We start from the raw sequence: 21,755 nt of genomic DNA, 5'->3' as shown, positions 1-21,755 counted from the left end.
GGCTTCCTTTCAATAAATGCTGATGAAACAGTGAAGCTCCATCGGCCATAGGGCGCTAACCCTATGGCCGACAGGCGGCACTAGCGACATATGCGGGCGTCGGTGAAGTGAAGTCCGTCCTGACACTGGGTTCCAGACTGGCAGTGTTCATCGGTTTGACAGTAACATTCGCCACGAACATTACACCCCGGTGTTAAATAGTCTTCCATAGGAATGTCGCCACTCACGCGCTCCCAGAAAGGATTGGTAAACACGTTGTAAGGATCCAACTCTGCTTTTGCTTGCAAGAATTCTGACCACATCGGGAATCGAGAAGGCATGTCCTCAAAAATGGCAACCGAGTTTTTACCCCAGTGTGGCCGTGCGTCGTACTTACGCAGTGACAGCTGCTCTATCTCCAAATTCACGAAGTAATTCTTCGGCTCCTTTTTACCTTCTTGGCGTAATGTGTACTCGATCCCAACAAATGCGGTTTCGCGACCAGCACTCATGCCAATATAGCTGTCTGACGCTTTACCAAAGCGGAAGTAAATGCCGTTAAGAGGGAAGCAAGTTCTTGGATGAGCCGCGACAATGTCGCGTACATCACGAATCCAATCAGGCAAACGTTCAATGTCAATCGCTACTTCCTGAAGTGCGATAGGCAGCCTGTCCCAAATACATTTGTTGGGGTCTTTACATTTGAAGTACTGCATTTGATCTGAATAACCAATAGGTTCACTTACTTTCTTGCCGGTATTACTGTCACGAAAGTAGGATTTTGCTCTTGCATTGTAGCGCGCTACAGCGGCTAAACACTGTAGCCCAGTCCCTGGGAACTCGTGAGCAGCATTAAACAACAAGCCGAAAAAGAACTCTTCGGCATCAGACACATCCGCCTGAGCGTTGTACGCTTCTCCTTGCGTTTCCAATGGAACAGGGTTGTAAAGCGTTGTAGTGTAACGGCCTAGGCCCGGGAACCAAGCAATATTGGCTGAGTAGTTGTTACGTGCAATGTCTAGGATCACATCTTCTAGACCAGAATCGTCACGATACCCTGTCACTTCTGCTTTGACTTTAAAGGCTTCTTCAATCGCTAAAGTGACCTCTACGACGACACCTAGTACGCCCAGATTTACACGAGCAGCATTGAGCAAATCACCGTTCAATACTCGAACATCTCCCTGACCATCGACGACTTTTAGTTCAGTCACATAGTCGGCTAGCATGTTGCTGGGCTTGTCCAGTGTTGAACCATGAGTACCGCTGCCAAGCATACCGCCGACCGTAAATATGGCCAACTCAGTCACCATGTTAATCGCGTAACCTTGTTCTCGGAGGAAGTCGTTTAAGTCGTTAAATCTCATTCCTGCTTCAACAGTGACGCGTTTATTCGCTGCGTCAAAATGAACGATCTTATTCATGTTTTTTAGCGTTAACTGAACTTGGTCATCACCCGCACAAGCTGCATCAATTTGGCTGGCAAACTTGCGATTGCCCGTCATTACCTTCTTGTCGCGTATCAATGCATCTTTGATGATAGCTTGGACACCTTCAATGGATTGTGGATCATAAACCGCTTCAGGGTGGCAAGTATACGTTCCCTGATAATTCGAGATTTCGCGTTCGGGTTCGCTCGTCTGAAGCGCAAAGGCTGTTCCTAAGGCAGCCGATATCAAGGTAGCGCCGAGCGCGAGAGTTGTTATTCTCATTAAATATTCCTTATTTAAAAGCATCGTGACATTGAGCTTTATCAGCTCGAAATGGAAATTTTCTATCAGCCAAATCGTGGCAATATTTGTTGTTCGATAACATCTCGAACGGCACGCCTATGCTGAGAAACTCGACTGCGGAAGAAGTCGCCAACGTTAGCTTTGTATCCATCCAGTGGTCTTGGACCTATATTTGGAACCCAAAGCGCATGATTGGTTGTTGCAAAATTGAGTTGCGGATGACCTAAAATGGCAAGGGGACCTTGAGTGAGGTTTTTCGCATCAAAAATCCAGATTTCTTTGCCATTACCCATTGTGTTGGTTGGTTCCTTGCGAACGACTGCGGTAAAAAGGTAGCCATCATCTTGAGCGTGGCTACCGGGTCTAGACATAAACTGAGGAGTGCGCATTACACAGTCAGTTGGAAACTGATAGGCATCTGTGACTACCATCTGTTGACAATCCATATGGACAAGTGCGGAAGGCTGGTCTTCCTGAGGCAGAGAGTCATTGGTATATAGGCGGTTAGGATATTGCGCATACGCGTCAGAAACACGCTCAACAACATGGTCTTTGCGATAACCCACAGCCGCCCAGTAAATATGGTCAAATTGCTCTGGGAATTGGAAATGACCTCGATAGGCAGGATCGTTCATATCCCAGAAAAGCTGGTCATTTCGTATTAAGCGGAAATCTCCCGTAATTTCTCGCACTGAATCAGATTGTACCTGAATGCGAGCTCTGACTAGACCACCAACATCCACTGGTGCGGCAGGATAGCCTGCGAGCGAATCACGGACTCTTCCTCCAAAAAGCAATCTATCTCTGCTATATTGCGGCTCAGATTTATCCATTGCCCCAAGGTACTGACCATACAGAGTAATCTCGTTTTCATGATCATCGTAATTACACATAACGTCTGAGGTATCGAAGTTCAGCTCAATGTAATCTGCTACAACAATGTCTCGATTTGAAACTAGGTCTTTCTTGCGGATCACCCACACTGGTGTTCGGTGTTGTTGAGCGTAAACAGAACGAATACCAATCATTCGTAACGGCTCTACTTGTGCCGCCGTTTCAAAGATTAGGATGTGATGGCGAGTGACACCCAGTGAATGTGCTGTTGCAGCGATAAACGCAGGCCGCCCGTCTCGTCCAATGATCTCCCACCCCTGAATAGTGCTTTTCTTATCCCACTTCAGAAGTCGGATGAACCCGTTCTTAGTCCCAGTATTTGAAATATTGCCGCCATAGTTAATGGTAAAACACTCATCTGATTCGAGATCAAAGTATGGATGGCCAGTGGTACGTACCTGAGGAAAAAGCCATTTGTCTGGGGTCAGGGCGTCCATCCATGGTGGCAGACTGCTTCGCCATTCATGGTAATGACCTATGGGTGTAATGAGATCTAATGTCATCGCATCAAACTCATAAGGAACGCCGCCCTCGTAACTTAATGCGAAACGGTTATCACCGAGATAATTGGGCGCCGTATTACAATAATTAACAAACCCCATAGAAGGGCTGTAATACGCCATACCACCAAGTAACTTAAATCTATCAGGCCAGTAGCGAATATGCTGTTGCATAATAGCTGAAGGGGTATCGATCATTTTGCGCATAAATGAGACTTGGCCTGAGGAAAAATCCAAGCGGGTCAGTGCACCACGACCACTCGGGCTAAGATGATCTTGTTCAAGTGGAATGCCCTCTGCAAAGAACACATGGCCCATAATATCATCGGGTAACTGCCCATAGAGCAAGTTGAGATTGCCCGAAGACGCCGTGAAATCAGCTCGCATTATCGATTCTGGGAAGAGTGAATGGTTTACCTCTGGTGAAGCAAACAGCTCTCCTGATACAAGAGTTACTCCTGCTAAACCCTTTAAAAAAGTACGTCTTTCCATAGTATCCATTGATAAGTAATTGATTGCATATATTGAAAAGTAGAATGGATTTATAAAATGTATTTAGGAATCTCGAAAACTATGAATTGTGGCAAAAAAAAGAGATGTAATTGGTTGTGTAATTTACACAGTGAAGCATCAAAAAGGTGCTGAAATAATGTAGCTTTATTTTTACCTTACAACTCGTGACGGCGTCACTTAATGATTGCGTAATTCTCTATTGCCGCAAGATTTTCATCATGACTCTCGCCATTCATATCATCCTAGCCTATCTTTATTGAGTATTAGGACATTAGCGTCCCTGGAATACTGACGCTGTTCTGAGGGGACAAGACTCGCTTCTCAGACGACAGTGGGATGTAAAACACTAGGCACTCTTAACGCAATTTAAGGTACCCAAGGTATGCATGTGAAGAACCTTTCTATCGGCAAAAAAATCGCTTTGGCGTTTGTCGTTATTGCCGTCATGAATTTAGGGTTTGGCTTTCTAATGTTAAGTGAGCTCAGAAACATCAAAGCTGAGCTCCTTAACTACACCGATGACACGATGCCTGCGGTCGAAAAAGTCGACTCAATTCGAGATCAAATGTCTCTTTGGCGACGAGCGCAGTTCGCCGCTTTCGCAATGAATGATGCGACGAAAATTCAATCGACGATATCCAAGAATGAAAACATTCGTCAGAAGATTAATGAAGGGCTAAACGCTTACGGCAAGACCGTCTGGCCAGGCGAAGAACAACAAACGTTTGATCGCCTCGATAAAAAGTGGCAAGGATATTTAGCAACAATGGACTCGTTCAATGAGGCTATGTTGGATATGGACAAGGACACGGCGTATCCCGTTTTGGCCAACTCACTCGGTGAGTTTGAAGGCATCGAAGCAGATATAAACAGTTTGGTCGACATCCTCAAAGGCGCAATGAACAACAACCGTGAAGCTATTCTATCGTCAGTTGATGGGTTAAGCCGTTCCGCGATGATCATCAATGCGTTGATCATCGCAGTCATGGTTCTCATGACTGTCTTTTTGACGCGACTGATATGCGGGCCGTTGGTAGTAGTTGTCAAACAAGCCAATGCCATTGCGGAAGGGGACTTGTCCAGAACGCTCGATCGATCAGCTATTGGTAACGACGAGTTAGGTGAATTAGCTGACGCCTCAACCAGAATGCAACATAATCTCAAAGATTTAATCAATCAGAGCGTCACCGTTGTTCGTGAACTCGGGCGGGCTGTCGACGAAATGACACACACCTCGAACAAATCCGCGCAAGAAATGCAGGACCAACAATCACAGGTTACCCATGTTGCCACAGCAATGAGTGAGATGAAGTCATCCGTCGCCGATGTTGCACACACCACGGAAGTCTCAGCTGAAAAGGCCAATGATGCCAATGGCAAAGTACAAGAAGGGGCTCGCAACACCCAAGTCATGGTGGGCTCTATTGAAAATGTCGCTAAAATCATGAGCGAAGCAGGAGAAAACGTCGCAGAACTTGAACAACAGTCGAATCAAGTCAATACGATCGTTGATGTGATTCGCGATATTGCGGACCAAACCAATTTACTCGCACTTAACGCGGCTATTGAGGCAGCTCGAGCAGGGGAGTCCGGACGAGGCTTTGCTGTTGTTGCGGATGAAGTGCGTACGCTTGCTGGGCGGACACAGGATTCCACAAGTGAAATCACTGCCATTATAGAAAAACTTCAGGCTATCGCGAGCCAAGCGAAAGAAACGACAGACCGTTCTCGCAAGCAAATCGAAACGTGTGTTGAGCAAGGAAATCAGTCTCAAGCGCTCATGACGACGATTCTTAGCTTCATCACAGAAATTGCCGATATGGGTACCCAGATCGCCAGTGCCTGTAACCAACAGGACAGTGTAGCGGAGGAGCTCAGCTCGAACATCGAGAGTATTAACATGTCGGCGCAATCCGTATCAGCGGGTTCCGAGAGTACCGCTCAAGGGTGTCAGGAACTCAGCCGTTTGTCCGCTTCGCTCCAGCAAGCAATGGGTAAATTTAAACTGGACTAGTGACCTAGACCAATGCCGTGTGGAAGAGGGAGGTTTTATGGTTTTTCGCACAACACTGATTTCAATGGCCGTCGCATCAGTATTAAGTCCAGCGATTTCCATCGCTGCTCCTTTAGCACTGCCTGATGTGCCTCCAGCAATCAATCAAGTGCAGCAATCAAACGCTTGGCTGGAAATAAGTTTAGGCCAGTTAAAACAAAATATGGCGCAGTTCCGTTCAAACCTCAGTCGCGAAACCAAGCTTTGTGTCGTAATGAAGGCGGATGCTTACGGGAATGGTATACGCGGTTTGATGCCGACGATGCTGGAGTTCAATGTGCCTTGTATTGCCATCGCGAGCAATGCTGAAGCGAGAACGGTTCGTGATAGTGGCTTTGAAGGCCAGTTGATTCGTGTTCGTTCAGCGGATATTGAAGAAATAAAGCAAGCAATAGATCTTGATGTTGAAGAATTGATCGGAAGCATAGAACAAGTCAAGCAGATCAAAGCGTTAAATGCAGACAAAACGGTCAAAGTTCATTTAGCCCTGAACGATGGAGGCATGTCTAGAAACGGGATTGACATGAACACCGCAAAGGGCAAGCAAGAGGCATTGGCTATTGCGAATGACCAAGGTGTCGACATTGTCGGGATCATGACGCATTTTCCAAACTATGATGCTGATGAGGTTAGAAGGAAACTCGCAAACTTCAACCAAAGCTCTGCGTGGTTAATTGAAAACTCCAACTTAAAAAGAGACGATGTTCTACTTCATGTGTCCAACTCATACACAGCATTGAACGTGCCTGAGGCACAGCTAGATATGGTCAGACCCGGCGGCGTTTTGTATGGCGATCTTCCGACCAATCCCGAATATCCTTCAATCGTGAGTTTTAAGACTCGGGTGGCTTCCTTACACAATGTACCGGCAAACTCTACCGTAGGCTACGACAGCAGTTACGTCACAAAACGTGAGAGTGTCTTGGCCAACCTACCAGTTGGATACTCAGATGGTTACCCTAGAAAAATGGGGAATAGAGCGCATGTCATCGTCAATGGGCAACGTGCTCCGGTGGTTGGAAAAACATCCATGAACACCACTATGATTGATGTGACTGATATCAAAGGCGTACTTACCGGACAAGAAGTAACACTGTTTGGTCATCAATCTAATGCGAACATAACGGTAGCGGAAATGGAGACACATGCTGAGTTGATTTTCCCAGAACTCTACACCGTTTGGGGCGCAACCAATCCAAGACTTTATATACCATAGTGTGGTCAGTAGTGATCTTGTATCAAAGTAGTTTAAGTCTTTGGACAAAGCCTAATAAAAGTTAGGTTAATCTCTGATTAAACTAAATGTTTATTAGGTATTTTATGGTAAATAGCATTATGTTTAATGACTAAGCCAATAGAGAGTCGAAGAAAGCACTTGTGCAAGAGTGCTTTCTATTTGTAGTTTTTAATTTAACATAATATACATAATGCGCACTTAGCTAACGCTTCTGTAGGGCTGCCAATCCACAACATCAAACCACCGCAAGCCATTGATATTCCTTGTAAACCGTGCCCGTTAAACTTTTTTGCGATGCTTTCCCACATCGCTTTGATGTTGCGATCAGCGTGACAACCTAACAATTGAGCTATTGGAAACTTCAGTAAATTAATAGTTCGATTTCACTTTCTCAATAAGTTAATATTGATTTATATAATTAATTTGTCATTACTTATATCAACAAGAAATAGATCAATGATACAAATGTTATTTGTAAACTAATCAATTGGGGTTTTATGAAAAACAAATTTTTAGGGCTTATCTTAGTTTTGTCTTCATCAGCTTTTGCCGGTGACAGAGTAACATCAAGTTGGTTTACACCTACTCAGGTTGGTGCAGATCACAACGGTCCAGTATTCATCATTGCTCCTACGGGAGTTGCAGATGAGTGTTCTGGTAATATAATTCAGTCCTACAAAATTGTACCAGATGGTGCAAACGAAGATGGTTACAAATCTTTTACCTCAATCGCTTTGACAGCCCAAACTGCTGGTAAACAGGTACAGGTTGAGTACGATAACGGGCCCGGTTGCTACGCTTATCGAATCATTATGAGATAAAAGCTCACGCACTGTTTGGATTTATTCTCAATTCTTGCGCTTGATGGTGCATATCAAGCGCACTCCTCTAAAACTAGCAGTTGATCAACAACTGCAAAAAGGCCTGATCGATATTCGAACGTAAAATCGCGGCATCTTTAGTATCCGCGATTAGACAGTTTATCACCTGCCGCTATCGATGTTGGTAGTAATGCTTGCGTAGGAGCGTAGTCCGTTGTTCAAGCTATAGCGCTTGTCATTATTATACTAGCTATGTCCTAGATGACATACCTATTGCCACTGTCATACTTTTGAACAGCAATCTTTTTTAATCCTTCACATACTTTTTTATAAAACTTTTCTACTACAATTTTGGAATAAAGATAACGAAAGTAATAATTTGGCTAGGAAATCGAGGCAGTAAAAGCGAATAAGTCGACAGGAAAATAGCACGAGCCAGCCGACAAGCTCGTGTTACTGGTTGTTGTTCGTTAGCCCCTGTACCACTATTAGTTTTTGGTGCAAGTGCGATAATTCTCTGAAGTACAATGCGTCATCGGTGTATACATTACTGCGTCTACGGATTGATTATTGACCAGTTTATAGAGGGTTAAGATAGCTTGTTTACCCATCTCATAAGGGTTTTGGCCCACGTTTCCGTGGGCGAGATTGTCCTTTAGATAGACCAATTGTTCCTGCGCTGTATCGGCGGTAATGATGATGATTTCTCGGTCCATCATGGCCTGCTTGTGAGGAGTGACAACGTCTTTGTATCTATCCAGGTATTGGCTCCATCCCCCTACTGCCACGATGGCGTTAATTTCACGTTCTTGGTATGAGTTAAGGACATTGTTGAGATCGGCTAAGGCTCGTTCAAATTGGCCGAAGTTGTACAGAGGGTCACTAAATTCAGTCCAACCGTTTGCTCCCTTCAAGCGCTCGCCGGGCGGTGTTAAATACTCTTGACCAGACAACGCTGAACGAACCCCCATTATCCTCAGATTTAAATTTGGAGAGTCTGGTCTGCCACTTTGAATGATCAGAGTCCCCCCATTGGGAAGCATTGATTTAAGCTGCTCACCCAGTGCTTTGCCTAAATCAAAATCGTTAGTGCCAATATAAGCCGCTCTTAACGTGGGATTACTTTCCAATACTTCTTGTGAAAAATCCGCATCATACGTAATGATGGGAACCCCCATCTGTTGTGCTTTTTTTATACTACGCTGGAGCATATATTCTGATTGAGGAACGGCAATAGCGATACCATCTATCCCCTCATCCAAAAGAGCAGAAATGATTTTGTCCTGCTTGCGCACGTCTACGTTTTTGGGGCCTCGATAAACACACTCCACCTGGTCCAAACCTTTCGCTGCGGCCATACACCCTTCTTTGCTTGCCTCAAAAAAAGGGTTGTTCTCTTCTTTGGGAACCACTGCAAATCGAAGCTGTTTTGACTCAGATACGCTAAGAGTACTGAATAGCAAGCTGAGAATAGTCACATTCCTTATAAACCCGATCATGTTGGCCTGTTCCTTTGAATGACTAAAAATTTTACCTGACACTTAAAACTTAGCTCAAAAAGTAAAATTTGGGAGCTTTGTTCAGTGTCATCCATCTCAGTATCAGCAATGTAAATCTATGTAAGCATGACTTTTTGATATTCAATTATTTTGATAAAGTTCACTATTATAACGTTCGAGTATGCATGACCCATCACAATGTGAGCAGAGCAAATGCATACATTGTGGCTACATTTAAAAACGGATTTATCTCAAATGAACACTATGAACTTGCCAGACAGCAAAGCGATAGCTTGTGAAGATCATTTAATCATCTGGTTTTGGGAGATCAATATGCAAAAGAAAGGCATAGAGCATAAAAAAATCATGGCTGAGCTTAAAAAGCTCGGTGATTTATTAGTGAAACTTAGACAGCAAAAACCTCATTTTTTACTGCCAAGTTCACGGCTAGAGTTAGTCAAGGACATCATGCAGCATACGTTGTTAATGGGAGATAAATTCTATAAAAAGCATGAGTACTTTGTTTCAGAAATACAACAACTTATCGACACTCACTACAAAAATCAGTTGTTCTTTGAGTACGTTTAAACCAACATTCGCCGTGGTGATGCCCTCCCTATTGTCCTTACTTTCTCGTTTAATCACTGCACCAATCATTTTGAGTTATTGGCATGGTCAGTTTTTCGGCCAAAATGATACTCAGCAAAGGTGGCTGACTTATTCAAACACCACTAGATCGAGGCCGAAGCAACGGTATTTAAATGATTGCAGTGAACAACAACCAAGCGGTTTACGCTCCGTTCCGTTTACTGACTCTCAACCTTATCAATATTGTTTAAAGAACATGACTCAGTACCCGCAGGTGAAGTTACGACTATTTTCTGAAAACCGACAACTAAATTATGCTGAACTGTACCGCTCTTGTAGGTGAAGATGTCTGCACTATTAATCCCTTTGGCTTTGACGTCTTTTTTTCCTTCAGCGGAAGTGCAAACCATTGTGCAACCTCCCATTTTGCATGTGATATGGGTGATAAATTCAATGTTTGGATTGTTCGCAGCCCATGTTGGAAATACTGCGGCCACTAGCAAGATGCCAAGATACGGTTTCTTCATTTAGGGTCCTAGTTAAAATTCTCTACTCTTCGTTTTCCATCTTTCAACAGACTTTATAAAATGTTGGCCAGCGATGTCACAAGAAAACACACTCTTTGATCAATGATATTTATCTTGATGTTGTGAAAAGACATCCTCTCTCAACTCTTCAATGGCTTGCCATATTTTTTTTGCCAGTTCAGGATTAGTTTCAACAAATTTATGACTTAAGACCAAGTAGTAATCTTTGGTTGCGATGGCTGGCTGAACTTGCTTTACATCACTGATCTTCTGCTTGCTCAAGAACTGTTTTGCCATCGTATCTTGGACTGCAATTGCCGACAAGCGCTTTAACTGCAACATATTAAACAACTGCGCTGTTGTTTTTACTTCAAATACTTTTAGCTGCTTTTTCTTTAATTCTCTAACGATCGAAAAACCCAAATGCGCACCAACCTTTTGGTCTGGATCCGCTAAACTTTCTCCGTCCCAATTAAACATATGATCTTGGAGTGTATAGAAGTAGTATCCGATAGTAGCAATACGTTTGCTACCGTCGGGCTTGTCTCCGTTCATAGGATAGTGAGCATATTGTGCACGCTGGGTATTGTAGGAAAAAATAAAACCACCATCGACGTCTCCATTGCTTATATCTTGTAGAACTCGTTTCCCTGGTAAACGAACGTATTTTACATCCAGCTCTAACTGTTCTGCGACACGATTGATAACATCCAATGCTATCCCGGGAAGATCAGCGACTTCTGTGCCATTTCCCATCTGAAACGGATAAGATTCAACATCTGAGTAAGCCAACTTGAGAGTGGTTGTCGCCATTACCTGAAGTGACAATAAACCCATCACGAGTATGGCTGTCAGTTTGCAAACAAGATGATTCATAGACACTTTACCTTTCAAGCAAGACTAAACAAAGCATAGAGTCTAATCGCATGATTGTCTGATCATTTACGACAATCGCAGACTTTAGGAGCGCGGCTAAAATTGTGATGACATGTTATTTTGACGAGAGTATTCGCAATAAAGCGTTACCTGTCTGACTCGGCTTGTGTTACCCCGCTTTCACCGTGCGCATGGGCTGCTTCAAGTATGAACAAATAAAAAGCAATACCACTATCACCCGTTACTTATTTAAAATATGTCGCTTACTGACAATGGTTCTTATCAGTAACTGGGAGCTGGTTGGCTTTAGAGCGCAGAACGTCCCAAAGTGAGTTTGCGACGTGATTCATTCAGAATAGCAATGTAATGTTTAGACAAAAAAAAGGCTCAACGCTGAGCCAATAAACTTTCATAGAAAGAGATCGTAAGGCGTCTTCTGGATATACCCGTCTGACTTATTCACAATAGCTATATCGAAGTAGTCAATGAAAGCACTGTTCATTGCCAATGTGAACTCACCCAAAATAAAACTGCTTTATGAACATTGTTCCCAAAAAAGATGAGAACTCACCTAAACTTTGAAATTTCGCAACAAAATCAGTTTGCAAACGATTGTATCGTCGGCTAACAAATCAAAATCAACTTGTCGCACAATTGGAACCCTGCGCCCGTTTCTATCCGGAGTCACTTGCAGCATGACGCGTCGGCCAACGAATAAATAGGAAATGAAGGCCGTACTATGATGTGATACAACTCAAGGCTCACTATCCATCGCTAAAATAAAAAGAACCGGCTCACGAGGAGCCGGCCTGCTTACCCGAAACAGCAAACGTAAGGCACTTGGATTATCTCCCAAGGCCCGCTTACAGTAACAAATTCATTTTTTTATGAAAGCCATCACAATACATCTCTGTGAAGCTCGTCCAGCAAAAAGATTGTTTTATAGACATTTGACTACATATATGAGCAAGAGTAATTATTTATATAGAAATAATCATTATGTATTTGTTGTTAATCATAATTAAAATTTTTAAAATAAATCTATATATCCATTAAATTCAATTACTTAAAATAAATACCATCAATAACTCGACAAAAATTAAAATTTAGCACATGTATGACCAGTTAATGATGTAACACATCATAATTTGGAAGCCAATAGCTAAAGTTTTTTATCGGTTGGACAAATAGTACTAATACCCTACCCGAGCAATGCACCAGTGCGAATCCCGTGCCACATGACGTTACTGAAGAGGTTAATCTTATGTTGCATTTTTATCAGGTGCATACCTGGAATGATCGCATTACTGTTAATACTAGGTTCACCAACCGTTACATAGTGAGGTCAAGATGAAAGTACTAATTCAATACACTCAAACTGGCAAATACCGTGATCAAGCATGGGAAGCATATACATTGAAAGCTAAAGGTGATGTACATGCTGTTACTCCTTCCTACGCTGCACAACTAATCAAACAAAACAAAGCCAACTTATTTACTACGGACGACGCTGATATTGTTATCGAGTCTTGATAAAAAAGAAGCTCTCAGCGTTAGTGCAGAGAGCTTCAGACCTGCACAAACACATACCTTTCATTTACTCATGAGCCCAAATTGATGATGGCCCTCATCACTTAAACCACATCCAGGAGGTAATGTACCAGCGCCATTGCACGAATCTGCTCGGTTAATCCTTTATACCGATTTATTTTGGGTTACATATAGTGTATGCACAGTAATTTTTTAGTTATAGTGCATTACAATGCGTACTTGAAGCTCAGGAACTTAATTCTATGCGCCCAGGATGGCTGTTGCGAATTGCTTTTAATGCATCTGGTGGCATTTGTACGTTTGCGAACCAAAAAGGCTTATGCTTGTCAACAAATACGTGACTGCGTTCAAGAGCATCATATATTGAGTAGGCCTGAGCTTGCGCCAGTGCGACACCATAAGGGCTTCTATCCAACATTGGTGTCTCTTCCAAATCTTCTAACAGAGCATTCTTTAAATGTACGTTGGTTGGTGACCAATCTATGAATTCGACCACTTTACGAGTGAGTGACTTTTCCAGACTAATAATAACTTCAGGAAGAATGTTCATTGTTGGCTTAATTTCTGCGCACGCATAATATTCCTCGCGGCGGTTTTTATCTCGATAAAACTGCATTCGCTCAATTAATGCATCCTCGAATATCATTGGAAAATTGTTAACGATGGCAAACTGACTAATTATGCGTAAAATCCCGATGGCTACGCCCTGCTCTGGCGATTTGACTTCGGCGGCCTCCAAGCGTAATCGAGTCACGTTGGCAGTCAAAATCATATGCTGCCAAAGTTTGGGAGCAATCAATTTAGTAGAGGGCTCATCCCAACGAAGTAAAGGTTTAACCATGAGAATAGGAAGCAGAATACGGCTGTTGTCGATACCCAACAGACCTATTGCCATCTTGGTATCAGTGAAACTTCTGATAGTTTTGCCAAGACGAGCACAAAATTTGGGGTTTTTACAAAGCTCGAAAAGATTATTCTTCAATTGATGATCGTTCACAGCTAACACATCAAGTTTGCTGTAGCTAACCGAAGGCGAATATGCAGTGCTTAAAAAATAGGAAAAATCGGGAAAACGTCCAAAGAATTTCAAAACTTCCAATTCAGAGAGTCGTTCTATCATACTCTTCATAGCTAATCTCGAAATATCTTCGATGACGCTTTCATGCACCTTTTGTCTTTTTTCAGCCGCTTGACGCCTCTCCTTAACTTTGAGCTTCTCGCATTTGAGTAACAAACGCTGATTCTTCATGACACGTTCTTTTTCGTTAAAGATTACCGTGTCGCAAAACTCGCTCTGACGGCTCAGTACGGCATCTACATCAGACTGATCAAGAACATACTTTATGCTTACTAGCCATTTGGCATAACGTTCTCTCGTAGATACCGCAATGTCGCTCGCAAGCTGGTTAGCCTCTTGATTGTATTTCTTATTAGTGAGTAACAAGGGACAAGCTCAGTACTGGATCCTGAAAACAATAGTAGCACAACGTGACGATCTATTTGTTATTGAACAATAAATAGAAATAATAGATAGGCCACTGTATTGTTGAAAAAGTGCCTTGTCGCAAACTAGGGCTTTGTTAGCATTGTTGACGTCAACGTGCTTTCTTTTTGCCTTTTGAGCGAAAACCTTGATGTGGGAAAATGTTTCTTATTCGTTGTTGTACTTTCTTGGGAACATTCTTCGAAAAAACTAACTTGGAACCAGCACGTTGTTGATAGACTTTTAGCTCGCCATCAAAGGGGGAACGCTCTGCAATATCGAGCACATTATATCGAAAAGTAGGTGGGAAATGTCCCTTCTCTTTGATGATATGCCCTGACTTAAACTGAACATGCAACGCTGGCCTATCAACCACCACTAGCCAGAATACAACAATGGTAGCGACTAAAATCACATAAAGCATATCGGCTCCTTATTCGAGTAACTTACTCAAATCTTCTTTAAGGCTATTGACCGCTTTGCTCGCCTTTTCACTGCGCGACGCTTCAGATAGCAAATATTCAATGGCATCAGACAATGTACAACCCAATTCGTTAGCACGAGTAGACAGTTTTTCCCAAACTCGATAATCCAGATCGATTGATTTTTTCTTGGTATGAATTTGTTCCGCATTGAAATGGCGTTTACGCTTTGCACGGATAGCTTGTTTGAGCTTGTTGTCCAGCTCAGGTGACATATGATGCTCTATCCACTCTAGTACTTTTGTCGGTTCGTGCTCTAAATTGCGTAACTCATTAACCGCGACCTCTGCTTCACTCGTATCAACATGTCGGGTTATCGCCTCTCCATTCCTCCATTTACTGATGAGATACGTCCACTTCCAACCACATTCTAAATTTTCAAGTTGTTGATATTTCATTTTACACAGTTCTCGTTTTGTTTGGGTGACAGCGTAACTCAGTGATACTATAGTTACAATCTTTATTGTAGAAAAATCGACCGAGATCATCACATTAAATTCGCTATGTCATACTTAACCGTTTTTCTATATAATTTCTGACCTTTTCAAGTACATGAATACTGTAAATGATCCAAGAAAGCTGGCGTGCAGTCACTCCACAATACACAAACTATGACGATATAATATCGAGATTTGAACGCCTACCTAATGTGGGGTTTCTCGAGGTTCAGCCTCGACTCAAGCGAGCCTTATCAACTTTCGCGGCTATTAGAGGTTTTACCAGAATTCTCGTCATAAACTCGCCAGATAACGCTTTCTATCGTTCCCAAATTAAGCATAGTTTATCTTTCTTTTCTGACAGTCACGTAGTTGCTACAGAAAGTATTAGCGTAAACGAACTGATTGGTAGCTATTCATGTAACGAATCAGGTGACATTACCGCTCAAAAAGCTGGATTGTTGGCGAAAGCAGATGGTGGTTTTCTGATTGTTTCTGCCAATATGCTTCTCGCTAATCCAAGCAGCTGGCCAGTATTCAAATCGGTTTTTTTAGGCCAAGAGATTACTCCAGTCAATACAACACCACGTAATATTGCTTGCAGTGTTCCTAGCCTAACCTATGACGTTAAACTCGTTGTTGTTGGCGACAGAGACCAAATCGCTGACCTCGAATATATGGATAGTGAACTCTATACAGGTTTAGCGTCTTACACTGAGATTGAACACGACATCACTTTAAGTGAACAATCGTTAGAACTATATTTAGGCTACTTATCATCTCTTCTGAAAGAATACAGCTTACCGACTCTCTCTCGTGGAGCGATCCACAGACTAATGGTAGCAGGAGCTAGATACACTGAAGATCAGCGCTATATGCCGATTGAACCGCTCTGGCACTTAGCTATTTTTCAGGAAGCTTGTCTCTATGCTGATGAACGCATCATTGATGAAGGTGCATTAGACAAAGCATTAGACGCAAAGTATCAACGCGAATCTTATCTGCCCGAGCGCGCATTGTCAGATATCTTAGATGGGCAGGTAATCATTGAAACCCAAGGTGAATGTGTCGGCCAAGTCAACGGTTTAACCGTCATTGATGTGTCTGGACACCCACTTTCCTATGGTGAACCGGCCCGTATTTCATGTGTCATTCATTTTGGTGATGGCGATATTTCCGATGTGGAACGAAAAGCTGAACTGGGCGGTAATTTGCATGCTAAAGGTATGATGATCATGCAAGCATTTGTTTCAAGCGCTCTACAACTGGATGAACCACTGCCATATTCGGCCTCAGTCGTATTCGAACAGTCTTATTGTGAAGTTGATGGTGACAGTGCGACACTCGCTGAATTATGTTCTTTTGTGAGTGCTCTATCTGAGTATCCAATTGACCAACAAATCGCAGTGACTGGTGCCGTTGATCAATTTGGTCGAGTTCAAGCAGTTGGAGGTCTTAATGAAAAAATTGAAGGTTTCTATCGTGTTTGTAAACATCAAGGCTTAACAGGCAAACAAGGCGTCATCCTCCCTAAAACGAATTTAAAACACCTAGCTCTTCATAAAGATGTAGTAGAAAGTATCAAAAACAATGAATTTCATATCTGGTCAGTGGAAACAGTTGATGAAGCAATTCCTATCATCATGGGCAAACCTTTCCGTGGCGATGATGAAACGAGTGTGATCAAGAAGATTGCGGAGCGAATTGAAAACTTTGAAAAACATGAACTTCCTCAAGGATTTGTGGAACGCATCAAAAACTGGTTCTCTTAGGGCAAAGATTGGTCACATTTAGACTGATCGGAGTTGTTTAGCGTACACCTGTTCACTAACATGCTGCTATCAAAATTTGGAGTAATTGATAATGCAAAACAAACGTGATTCTTATAACCGCGAAGATCTACTTGCCTCAAGTCAAGGCGAGCTATTTGGCCCAGGCTATCCTCAGCTTCCAGCGCCAAATATGCTGATGATGGACCGCGTGACTAAGATGTCTGAAACTGAAGGTGATTTCGGTAAAGGTCTGATTCTAGCAGAACTCGATATTACTCCAGATCTATGGTTCTTTGATTGCCACTTCCCTGGAGATCCAGTAATGCCAGGTTGTTTAGGCCTTGATGCAATGTGGCAGCTAGTCGGCTTCTTCCTTGGCTGGGTTGGCGGCAAAGGTAAAGGTCGTGCTCTTGGTGTTGGCGAAGTGAAGTTCACAGGTCAAATTCTACCTACAGCTAAGAAAGTGACATATGAGATTCATATGAAGCGTGTTGTAAATCGAAAACTTGTTATGGGCCTAGCTGACGGTCGTGTACTTGTTGATGGCAAAGAGATCTACGTAGCGAAAGATCTTAAAGTTGGCTTGTTCCAAGACACCTCTGCTTTTTAATTTGAAAACTTTTTGCAAGCGACTCCCTAGAGTCGCTTTTTTAGTAACAAAACATTTAGTTATAGTGCGTTAAGTAATTAAACAAAAGCCCCAGTTGTTGGGGCTTTATATGTTCCTTATGTCGTATTGAGTCTTTTATTTGTAGAGACCAGAGTGTTTGTCTTCCCTGGCATCGCGCCAACCACCGAGCCAATAAGATCGAGCATCCATCTGTTGGTAAGGACATGAGTCCGTTGAGCGGCCATTTAAGCCTGCTTTGTAGCCTTGAGACTGGGCTCTTTCTAAGCGGTCACGCTTTTGTCTCTTCATAGTGTCGTCCTCATACATAAAGTTTTTCTAACGTACTACTATTAACTTTGTGTGGAGTTTTTATGACTCCACTGTTAAGAATCGATCAAAAAACGCCCTTTCTCAAGGTATAAAAAAGCACAGATCCAAAAGTGTGAACCTGTGCCCTAGATTAAAATTTAACCTATTTTCTGCGGAACCCTAACAAGCCAAGCAGAGTCAGAGCAAAGACGCCCAATGAACCACCTTGACGATCAACTTTGTCTTCTTGAGTTACAGGACGAGCTTGGATATCAGACGTCGTTGCACCATTAATAGGAACAAGTTTCACTGCGACGATCTTTTCTGAACCAGCAATACCACTGTTACATTTTGAATCAATCGCAGTGGTATCATACCCACCAGAACAATACAAAGCAGTACCTGATATGACACCAGCATCATTTATATCTGTAGCATCGATAATGCGGTACTGATTGTTAGTCGATGACGTACTGCCATCATTTGTCAGGTCATCGAGATACCAAGCTCTATTATTAAGAGGTGCTTTGGCATTAGAGGTTAGTGGTGCAATAAATGCCCTTTGAGATCTCGGTTTACCGCCGCCACTTTCATGGTGTGTTTGATTGTCTACAGCCCCAACGACCTCATCATTGTTATTGATAGCACCCGCTTTACCACTAGCTCCAGAAAAGAATATGTCACCTGAGAACTCGTTGTAACTGCCATTGGGATTAGCAGGATCTGTTATATAAAACAAACTGTTAGCATAAGCACCATTTAAAGGTGTAGAGTACTTCACTTCACCTATTGCGATACCATTGGTGTTTACTGAGGTCAAAATAGAGCTAAGATAATTGCTTTCATTTTGGAATCGACTGACAAAACTAGTAGGAATACTACCTAGGTTAGTCAAATTAAAAACAGCGGCAACGGGTTTTTCATCAGAATCCGAGTTGTAGCCTACCGCATATGTGGTGCCTGATACATCGGCCAGATCACGTGCACTACCTTGCGGCATACTACGTCCATCTTCTCCTACATCTGAAACCCAATTTATACGATTTAAAGTACTACCGTTCCAAACAGCTCCATAGGAATAATAGTCGTTTGTATTATTGGTGGACTGCTTAGTCACACTACCAACATAGAGAGCGCCAGACTTAGCCCATACTTTGCTTTGATCATAACCAGTTGAATCTAATGAAGTGTCTGAATAAGCGACGGTACGGTTTTTCAAGCTTCCACCATAATAAGTACCAACCGCATCTCCACTGCCAGTCGCAAAACTGTTAACAATGACATTGTTTTGGGTGCTTTGAACTTGAGAAGAAGCGTTCTCAATATATGCATAGGAGTTGTTTACAGCAGAACTTTCTCGAGCATAGCCGTTGGTATATTGATCAGTAGCCCAATCATCGCATAGTGTGCTGTTATAACCTAAGTACTTGCTGCAATAGCTCGTAAAACCGTCATACCCCTCTTCCAACAAATCATAACCAAACTCGTAGCGAAACGGAGCTTCATCACGATAGTTAAAACCTTCGTAATACAACTTCTCTTCATACGCAATTTTCGATGTCGACTGATCACAGTTGTTTCCCCAACAATTGGTTGATTCAGGTTCCACCGCTACACCATATGTTTTAGCGTTACTGTCAACCACTGGTTGGTAATCATAAACGTTGTATATTGCAGCGTTTGCTCCAAAAGAAGTCACAACGGCAAATGTTATGGACGACAGTTTAAACATATTACTACTCATTTTTCGTTAACTTTCCTGTTGCATTGCTTCGAGCTCTTCCCAGCGTACGAAGGCAATTTCAAGCTCCTGCTCTGCAGCAGTTAGCTTATCTAATACGGGTTGCGTTTGCTCGACGGGTTTTGAAAAGAAATCGGCGCTGTTGACCTGCTTTTGTAAGCTCTCAATGTCTGCTTCTAACTCTTCAAGTTTGACTGGCAATGCTTCTAACTCTCGCTGCAGTTTATAAGATAACTTCTTAGGCTTGTTCTTTACTGCCGCGGTTTTGGGAGTTTCCTCAACCTGTTTAATACTTTTTGTTGGTTTTTCAGACGCGCGAGCCTTCTGAGTTTGAATACGTTGTTGCTGCGCATCGTGATAACCACCAACAAATTCCTCAATAACGCCTTCACCTTCAAAAATCCAGCTTGTCGTTACTGTGTTATCGACAAACTGACGATCATGACTGACAAGTAAAAGCGTACCCTGATAATTGGCAAGCAAATCTTCTAAAAGTTCCAAAGTTTCGATATCTAAATCGTTGGTTGGTTCATCTAGCACCAACAAGTTGTTTGGCCTTAGGAATATTCTTGCCAGCAATAAACGGTTTTTCTCGCCTCCGGAGAGTGCTTTAACCGGAGTACGAGCACGTTTAGGCGCAAATAAGAAATCTTGCAGATAGCTCAACGCATGGCGCGGACGACCACCAACCATGACTTCTTGTTTACCATCAGCTAGGTTATCAATCACCGACTTTTCAGGATCTAGTACTTCACGGTACTGGTCAAAATAAGCCACCTCTAGCTTAGTGCCACAGTGGAGCTTACCGGACTGAGGCTGAAGTTCATCCAGTAACAGCTTAAGCAGCGTACTCTTACCACAGCCGTTTGGTCCAATCAGGGCGATGCGGTCACCGCGCATGATATTGAAAGAGAAATCCTTAACGATCGACTTGCCATCAATGTCGTAGTTGATGTTCTTTGCTTCAAACACGATCTTGCCTGAGCGTGACGCATCATCAATCTGGATATTTGCTTTGCCCTGCACTTCACGGCGATCACTTCGCTCTTCACGTAGCTTTTTAAGCGCACGTACGCGCCCTTCGTTACGGGTACGTCGAGCCTTGATACCTTGACGAATCCACACTTCTTCTTGAGCGAGCTTTTTATCGAATTCTGCATTTTGCATTTCTTCGACCCTGAGCATCTCTTCTTTATCGACTAGGTAGTTGTCATAGTTACCTGGGAAAGAAGCCAGTTTGCCGCGATCAAGGTCGACAATACGTGTCGCCATCGATTTGATGAACGCACGGTCGTGAGAGATAAAGATAATCGAGCCACGGAAGTCTTTGAGGAAGCTCTCTAACCATTCAATCGTTGTGACATCAAGATGGTTAGTTGGCTCATCAAGTAATAATACGTCTGGATCGCGAACCAATGCTCTCGCAAGCGCTGCTTTGCGCTGCCAACCTCCAGAAAGGTCAGTCAGTTTGGTGTGGCCATCGAGCTTAAGCGCAGCGAGCACGTTCTTGATACGGTCTTCAAAGCGCCACGCACCAGAGTGTTCTAGGTTCTCTTGAATACGTGCAAGCTTATTGATGTTCTGCTCTGATGGGTCAACCGCAATCAGATCGAGCTGATCTTGATAGATCTTAATCTGCTCGCCGATTTCTGCTAGCCCACCAGCAACATAATCGAACACAGTACCTTCTTGGTTTCTTGGTGGGTCTTGCTCTAGGCGTGAAACGACAACATCTTGGGTAACTGTTAGCTTTCCATCATCGAGTGCCACCTCACCGGCAAGCACTTTCATTAACGTCGATTTACCCGCACCGTTTCTACCAACCAAACAAACGCGTTCATTCTCTTGCAATGCGAAATCTGCGTTATCTAGAAGAGGATGATCACCATAGGCCAGTAATCCATTATTTATTGTAAGTAATGCCATTTTCGTCTAACCAAAGCTGTAATTGTTGTAAATCAAACGGCCAATTAAGCTCGCTACCTTGATAATTGAGCACCGGAATGGTGACACCGTAACGAGAAAACAATTCATCGTCGAAAGCAATATCGACAATCTCGACCTGATGAGAAATATTGAGCTGTTTTGTAAGGTCAAATGCCATCTCGCATAGATGGCACCCTTCTGTACTGTATAAAGTGATCACGTGT

Annotated in this window: 19 protein-coding genes and 1 pseudogene; 7 read left to right on the top strand and 13 right to left on the bottom strand. The window is 42.9% G+C overall.

What is annotated here, in order from left to right:
* Positions 1-80 precede the first annotated feature (80 nt).
* Positions 81-1,691, bottom strand: coding sequence for an FAD-binding protein (locus TW84_RS00245; RefSeq protein ID WP_045973507.1), 1,611 nt, complete (start codon positions 1,689-1,691; stop codon positions 81-83).
* 65 nt (positions 1,692-1,756) lie between these two features.
* Positions 1,757-3,598 carry a carotenoid oxygenase family protein gene (locus tag TW84_RS00240; RefSeq protein WP_045973505.1) on the bottom strand — a complete coding sequence of 614 codons (1,842 nt, stop codon included), beginning with the start codon at positions 3,596-3,598 and terminating at the stop codon, positions 1,757-1,759.
* A gap of 403 nt (positions 3,599-4,001) precedes the next feature.
* Here TW84_RS00240 and TW84_RS00235 point away from each other — a divergent pair, with 403 nt between their 5' ends.
* Both TW84_RS00235 and alr read left to right on the top strand, forming a co-directional pair.
* Positions 4,002-5,633: a methyl-accepting chemotaxis protein gene (locus TW84_RS00235; protein ID WP_045973503.1), complete on the top strand. Its 1,632-nt coding sequence runs from the start codon at positions 4,002-4,004 to the stop codon at positions 5,631-5,633.
* Between the two features lie 37 nt (positions 5,634-5,670).
* Entirely contained in the window at positions 5,671-6,888 is a 1,218-nt protein-coding gene (gene alr, locus TW84_RS00230) for an alanine racemase (RefSeq protein ID WP_045973501.1), read from the top strand.
* Between the two features lie 194 nt (positions 6,889-7,082).
* On the opposite strand, the pseudogene TW84_RS23905 reads toward alr, so the two are convergent.
* Positions 7,083-7,265: pseudogene (locus tag TW84_RS23905) on the bottom strand (DUF3693 domain-containing protein); the annotation flags it as partial.
* Positions 7,266-7,406: 141 nt separating this feature from the next.
* Between TW84_RS23905 and TW84_RS00225 the strand changes: the two are divergent.
* On the top strand, positions 7,407-7,730 hold the full coding sequence (locus TW84_RS00225; RefSeq protein ID WP_045973498.1) for a hypothetical protein: 324 nt from the start codon (positions 7,407-7,409) through the stop codon (positions 7,728-7,730).
* Between the two features lie 488 nt (positions 7,731-8,218).
* On the opposite strand, the gene TW84_RS00220 is transcribed toward TW84_RS00225, so the two are convergent.
* Complete coding sequence (locus TW84_RS00220) at positions 8,219-9,229, bottom strand: substrate-binding domain-containing protein (protein ID WP_045973497.1); 1,011 nt, start codon at positions 9,227-9,229, stop codon at positions 8,219-8,221.
* Positions 9,230-9,484: 255 nt separating this feature from the next.
* Here TW84_RS00220 and TW84_RS00215 point away from each other — a divergent pair, with 255 nt between their 5' ends.
* Positions 9,485-9,817, top strand: a complete 333-nt coding sequence (locus tag TW84_RS00215; RefSeq protein WP_045973496.1) for a hypothetical protein — start codon at positions 9,485-9,487, stop codon at positions 9,815-9,817.
* A gap of 218 nt (positions 9,818-10,035) precedes the next feature.
* On the opposite strand, the gene TW84_RS00210 is transcribed toward TW84_RS00215, so the two are convergent.
* Positions 10,036-10,344: a hypothetical protein gene (locus TW84_RS00210; RefSeq protein ID WP_045973495.1), complete on the bottom strand. Its 309-nt coding sequence runs from the start codon at positions 10,342-10,344 to the stop codon at positions 10,036-10,038.
* Positions 10,345-10,443: 99 nt separating this feature from the next.
* Entirely contained in the window at positions 10,444-11,220 is a 777-nt protein-coding gene (locus tag TW84_RS23900) for a substrate-binding periplasmic protein (protein ID WP_084720165.1), read from the bottom strand.
* Between the two features lie 1,350 nt (positions 11,221-12,570).
* Between TW84_RS23900 and TW84_RS00195 the strand changes: the two genes are divergently transcribed.
* On the top strand, positions 12,571-12,753 hold the full coding sequence (locus tag TW84_RS00195) for a hypothetical protein (RefSeq protein ID WP_045973494.1): 183 nt from the start codon (positions 12,571-12,573) through the stop codon (positions 12,751-12,753).
* 244 nt (positions 12,754-12,997) lie between these two features.
* Here TW84_RS00195 and TW84_RS00190 read toward each other — a convergent pair whose 3' ends face one another.
* The 3 genes from TW84_RS00190 to matP form a co-directional block, all read right to left on the bottom strand.
* The gene (locus tag TW84_RS00190) at positions 12,998-14,215 is read right to left on the bottom strand and encodes an HDOD domain-containing protein (RefSeq protein WP_045973493.1); all 1,218 of its coding nucleotides are present in this window, start codon (positions 14,213-14,215) and stop codon (positions 12,998-13,000) included.
* A 151-nt stretch (positions 14,216-14,366) separates the two neighbouring features.
* Positions 14,367-14,678: a DUF3634 family protein gene (locus TW84_RS00185; protein WP_045973492.1), complete on the bottom strand. Its 312-nt coding sequence runs from the start codon at positions 14,676-14,678 to the stop codon at positions 14,367-14,369.
* Positions 14,679-14,687: 9 nt separating this feature from the next.
* On the bottom strand, positions 14,688-15,134 hold the full coding sequence (gene matP, locus TW84_RS00180) for a macrodomain Ter protein MatP (RefSeq protein ID WP_045973491.1): 447 nt from the start codon (positions 15,132-15,134) through the stop codon (positions 14,688-14,690).
* A gap of 167 nt (positions 15,135-15,301) precedes the next feature.
* Between matP and TW84_RS00175 the strand changes: the two genes are divergently transcribed.
* Both TW84_RS00175 and fabA read left to right on the top strand, forming a co-directional pair.
* Positions 15,302-16,945: a S16 family serine protease gene (locus tag TW84_RS00175; protein ID WP_045973490.1), complete on the top strand. Its 1,644-nt coding sequence runs from the start codon at positions 15,302-15,304 to the stop codon at positions 16,943-16,945.
* A 91-nt stretch (positions 16,946-17,036) separates the two neighbouring features.
* Positions 17,037-17,555 (top strand): bifunctional 3-hydroxydecanoyl-ACP dehydratase/trans-2-decenoyl-ACP isomerase, encoded by a 519-nt coding sequence (gene fabA / locus TW84_RS00170; protein WP_004743352.1) that lies wholly within the window; start codon positions 17,037-17,039, stop codon positions 17,553-17,555.
* 135 nt (positions 17,556-17,690) lie between these two features.
* Here the strand turns inward: fabA and rmf are convergent, their stop codons facing one another.
* From rmf to TW84_RS00150, 4 genes are all read right to left on the bottom strand, one after another.
* Positions 17,691-17,864, bottom strand: a complete 174-nt coding sequence (gene rmf, locus TW84_RS00165) for a ribosome modulation factor (protein WP_006962151.1) — start codon at positions 17,862-17,864, stop codon at positions 17,691-17,693.
* Between the two features lie 163 nt (positions 17,865-18,027).
* Positions 18,028-19,596, bottom strand: coding sequence for a DUF3466 family protein (locus TW84_RS00160; protein WP_240478121.1), 1,569 nt, complete (start codon positions 19,594-19,596; stop codon positions 18,028-18,030).
* Positions 19,597-19,614: 18 nt separating this feature from the next.
* The gene (locus TW84_RS00155; protein WP_045973485.1) at positions 19,615-21,531 is read right to left on the bottom strand and encodes an ABC transporter ATP-binding protein; all 1,917 of its coding nucleotides are present in this window, start codon (positions 21,529-21,531) and stop codon (positions 19,615-19,617) included.
* Positions 21,509-21,751, bottom strand: coding sequence for a glutaredoxin family protein (locus TW84_RS00150; RefSeq protein ID WP_084720164.1), 243 nt, complete (start codon positions 21,749-21,751; stop codon positions 21,509-21,511). Before TW84_RS00150 ends, TW84_RS00155 begins: the two co-directional genes overlap by 23 nt.
* Positions 21,752-21,755: the final 4 nt, after the last annotated feature.

Origin of the sequence: Vibrio neptunius, assembly GCF_000967495.1 — a bacterium.
Classification (GTDB): domain Bacteria; phylum Pseudomonadota; class Gammaproteobacteria; order Enterobacterales; family Vibrionaceae; genus Vibrio; species Vibrio neptunius.
The sequence above is the reverse complement of the archived record's forward strand: the minus strand, read 5'-3'. Positions and strand labels throughout refer to the sequence as shown.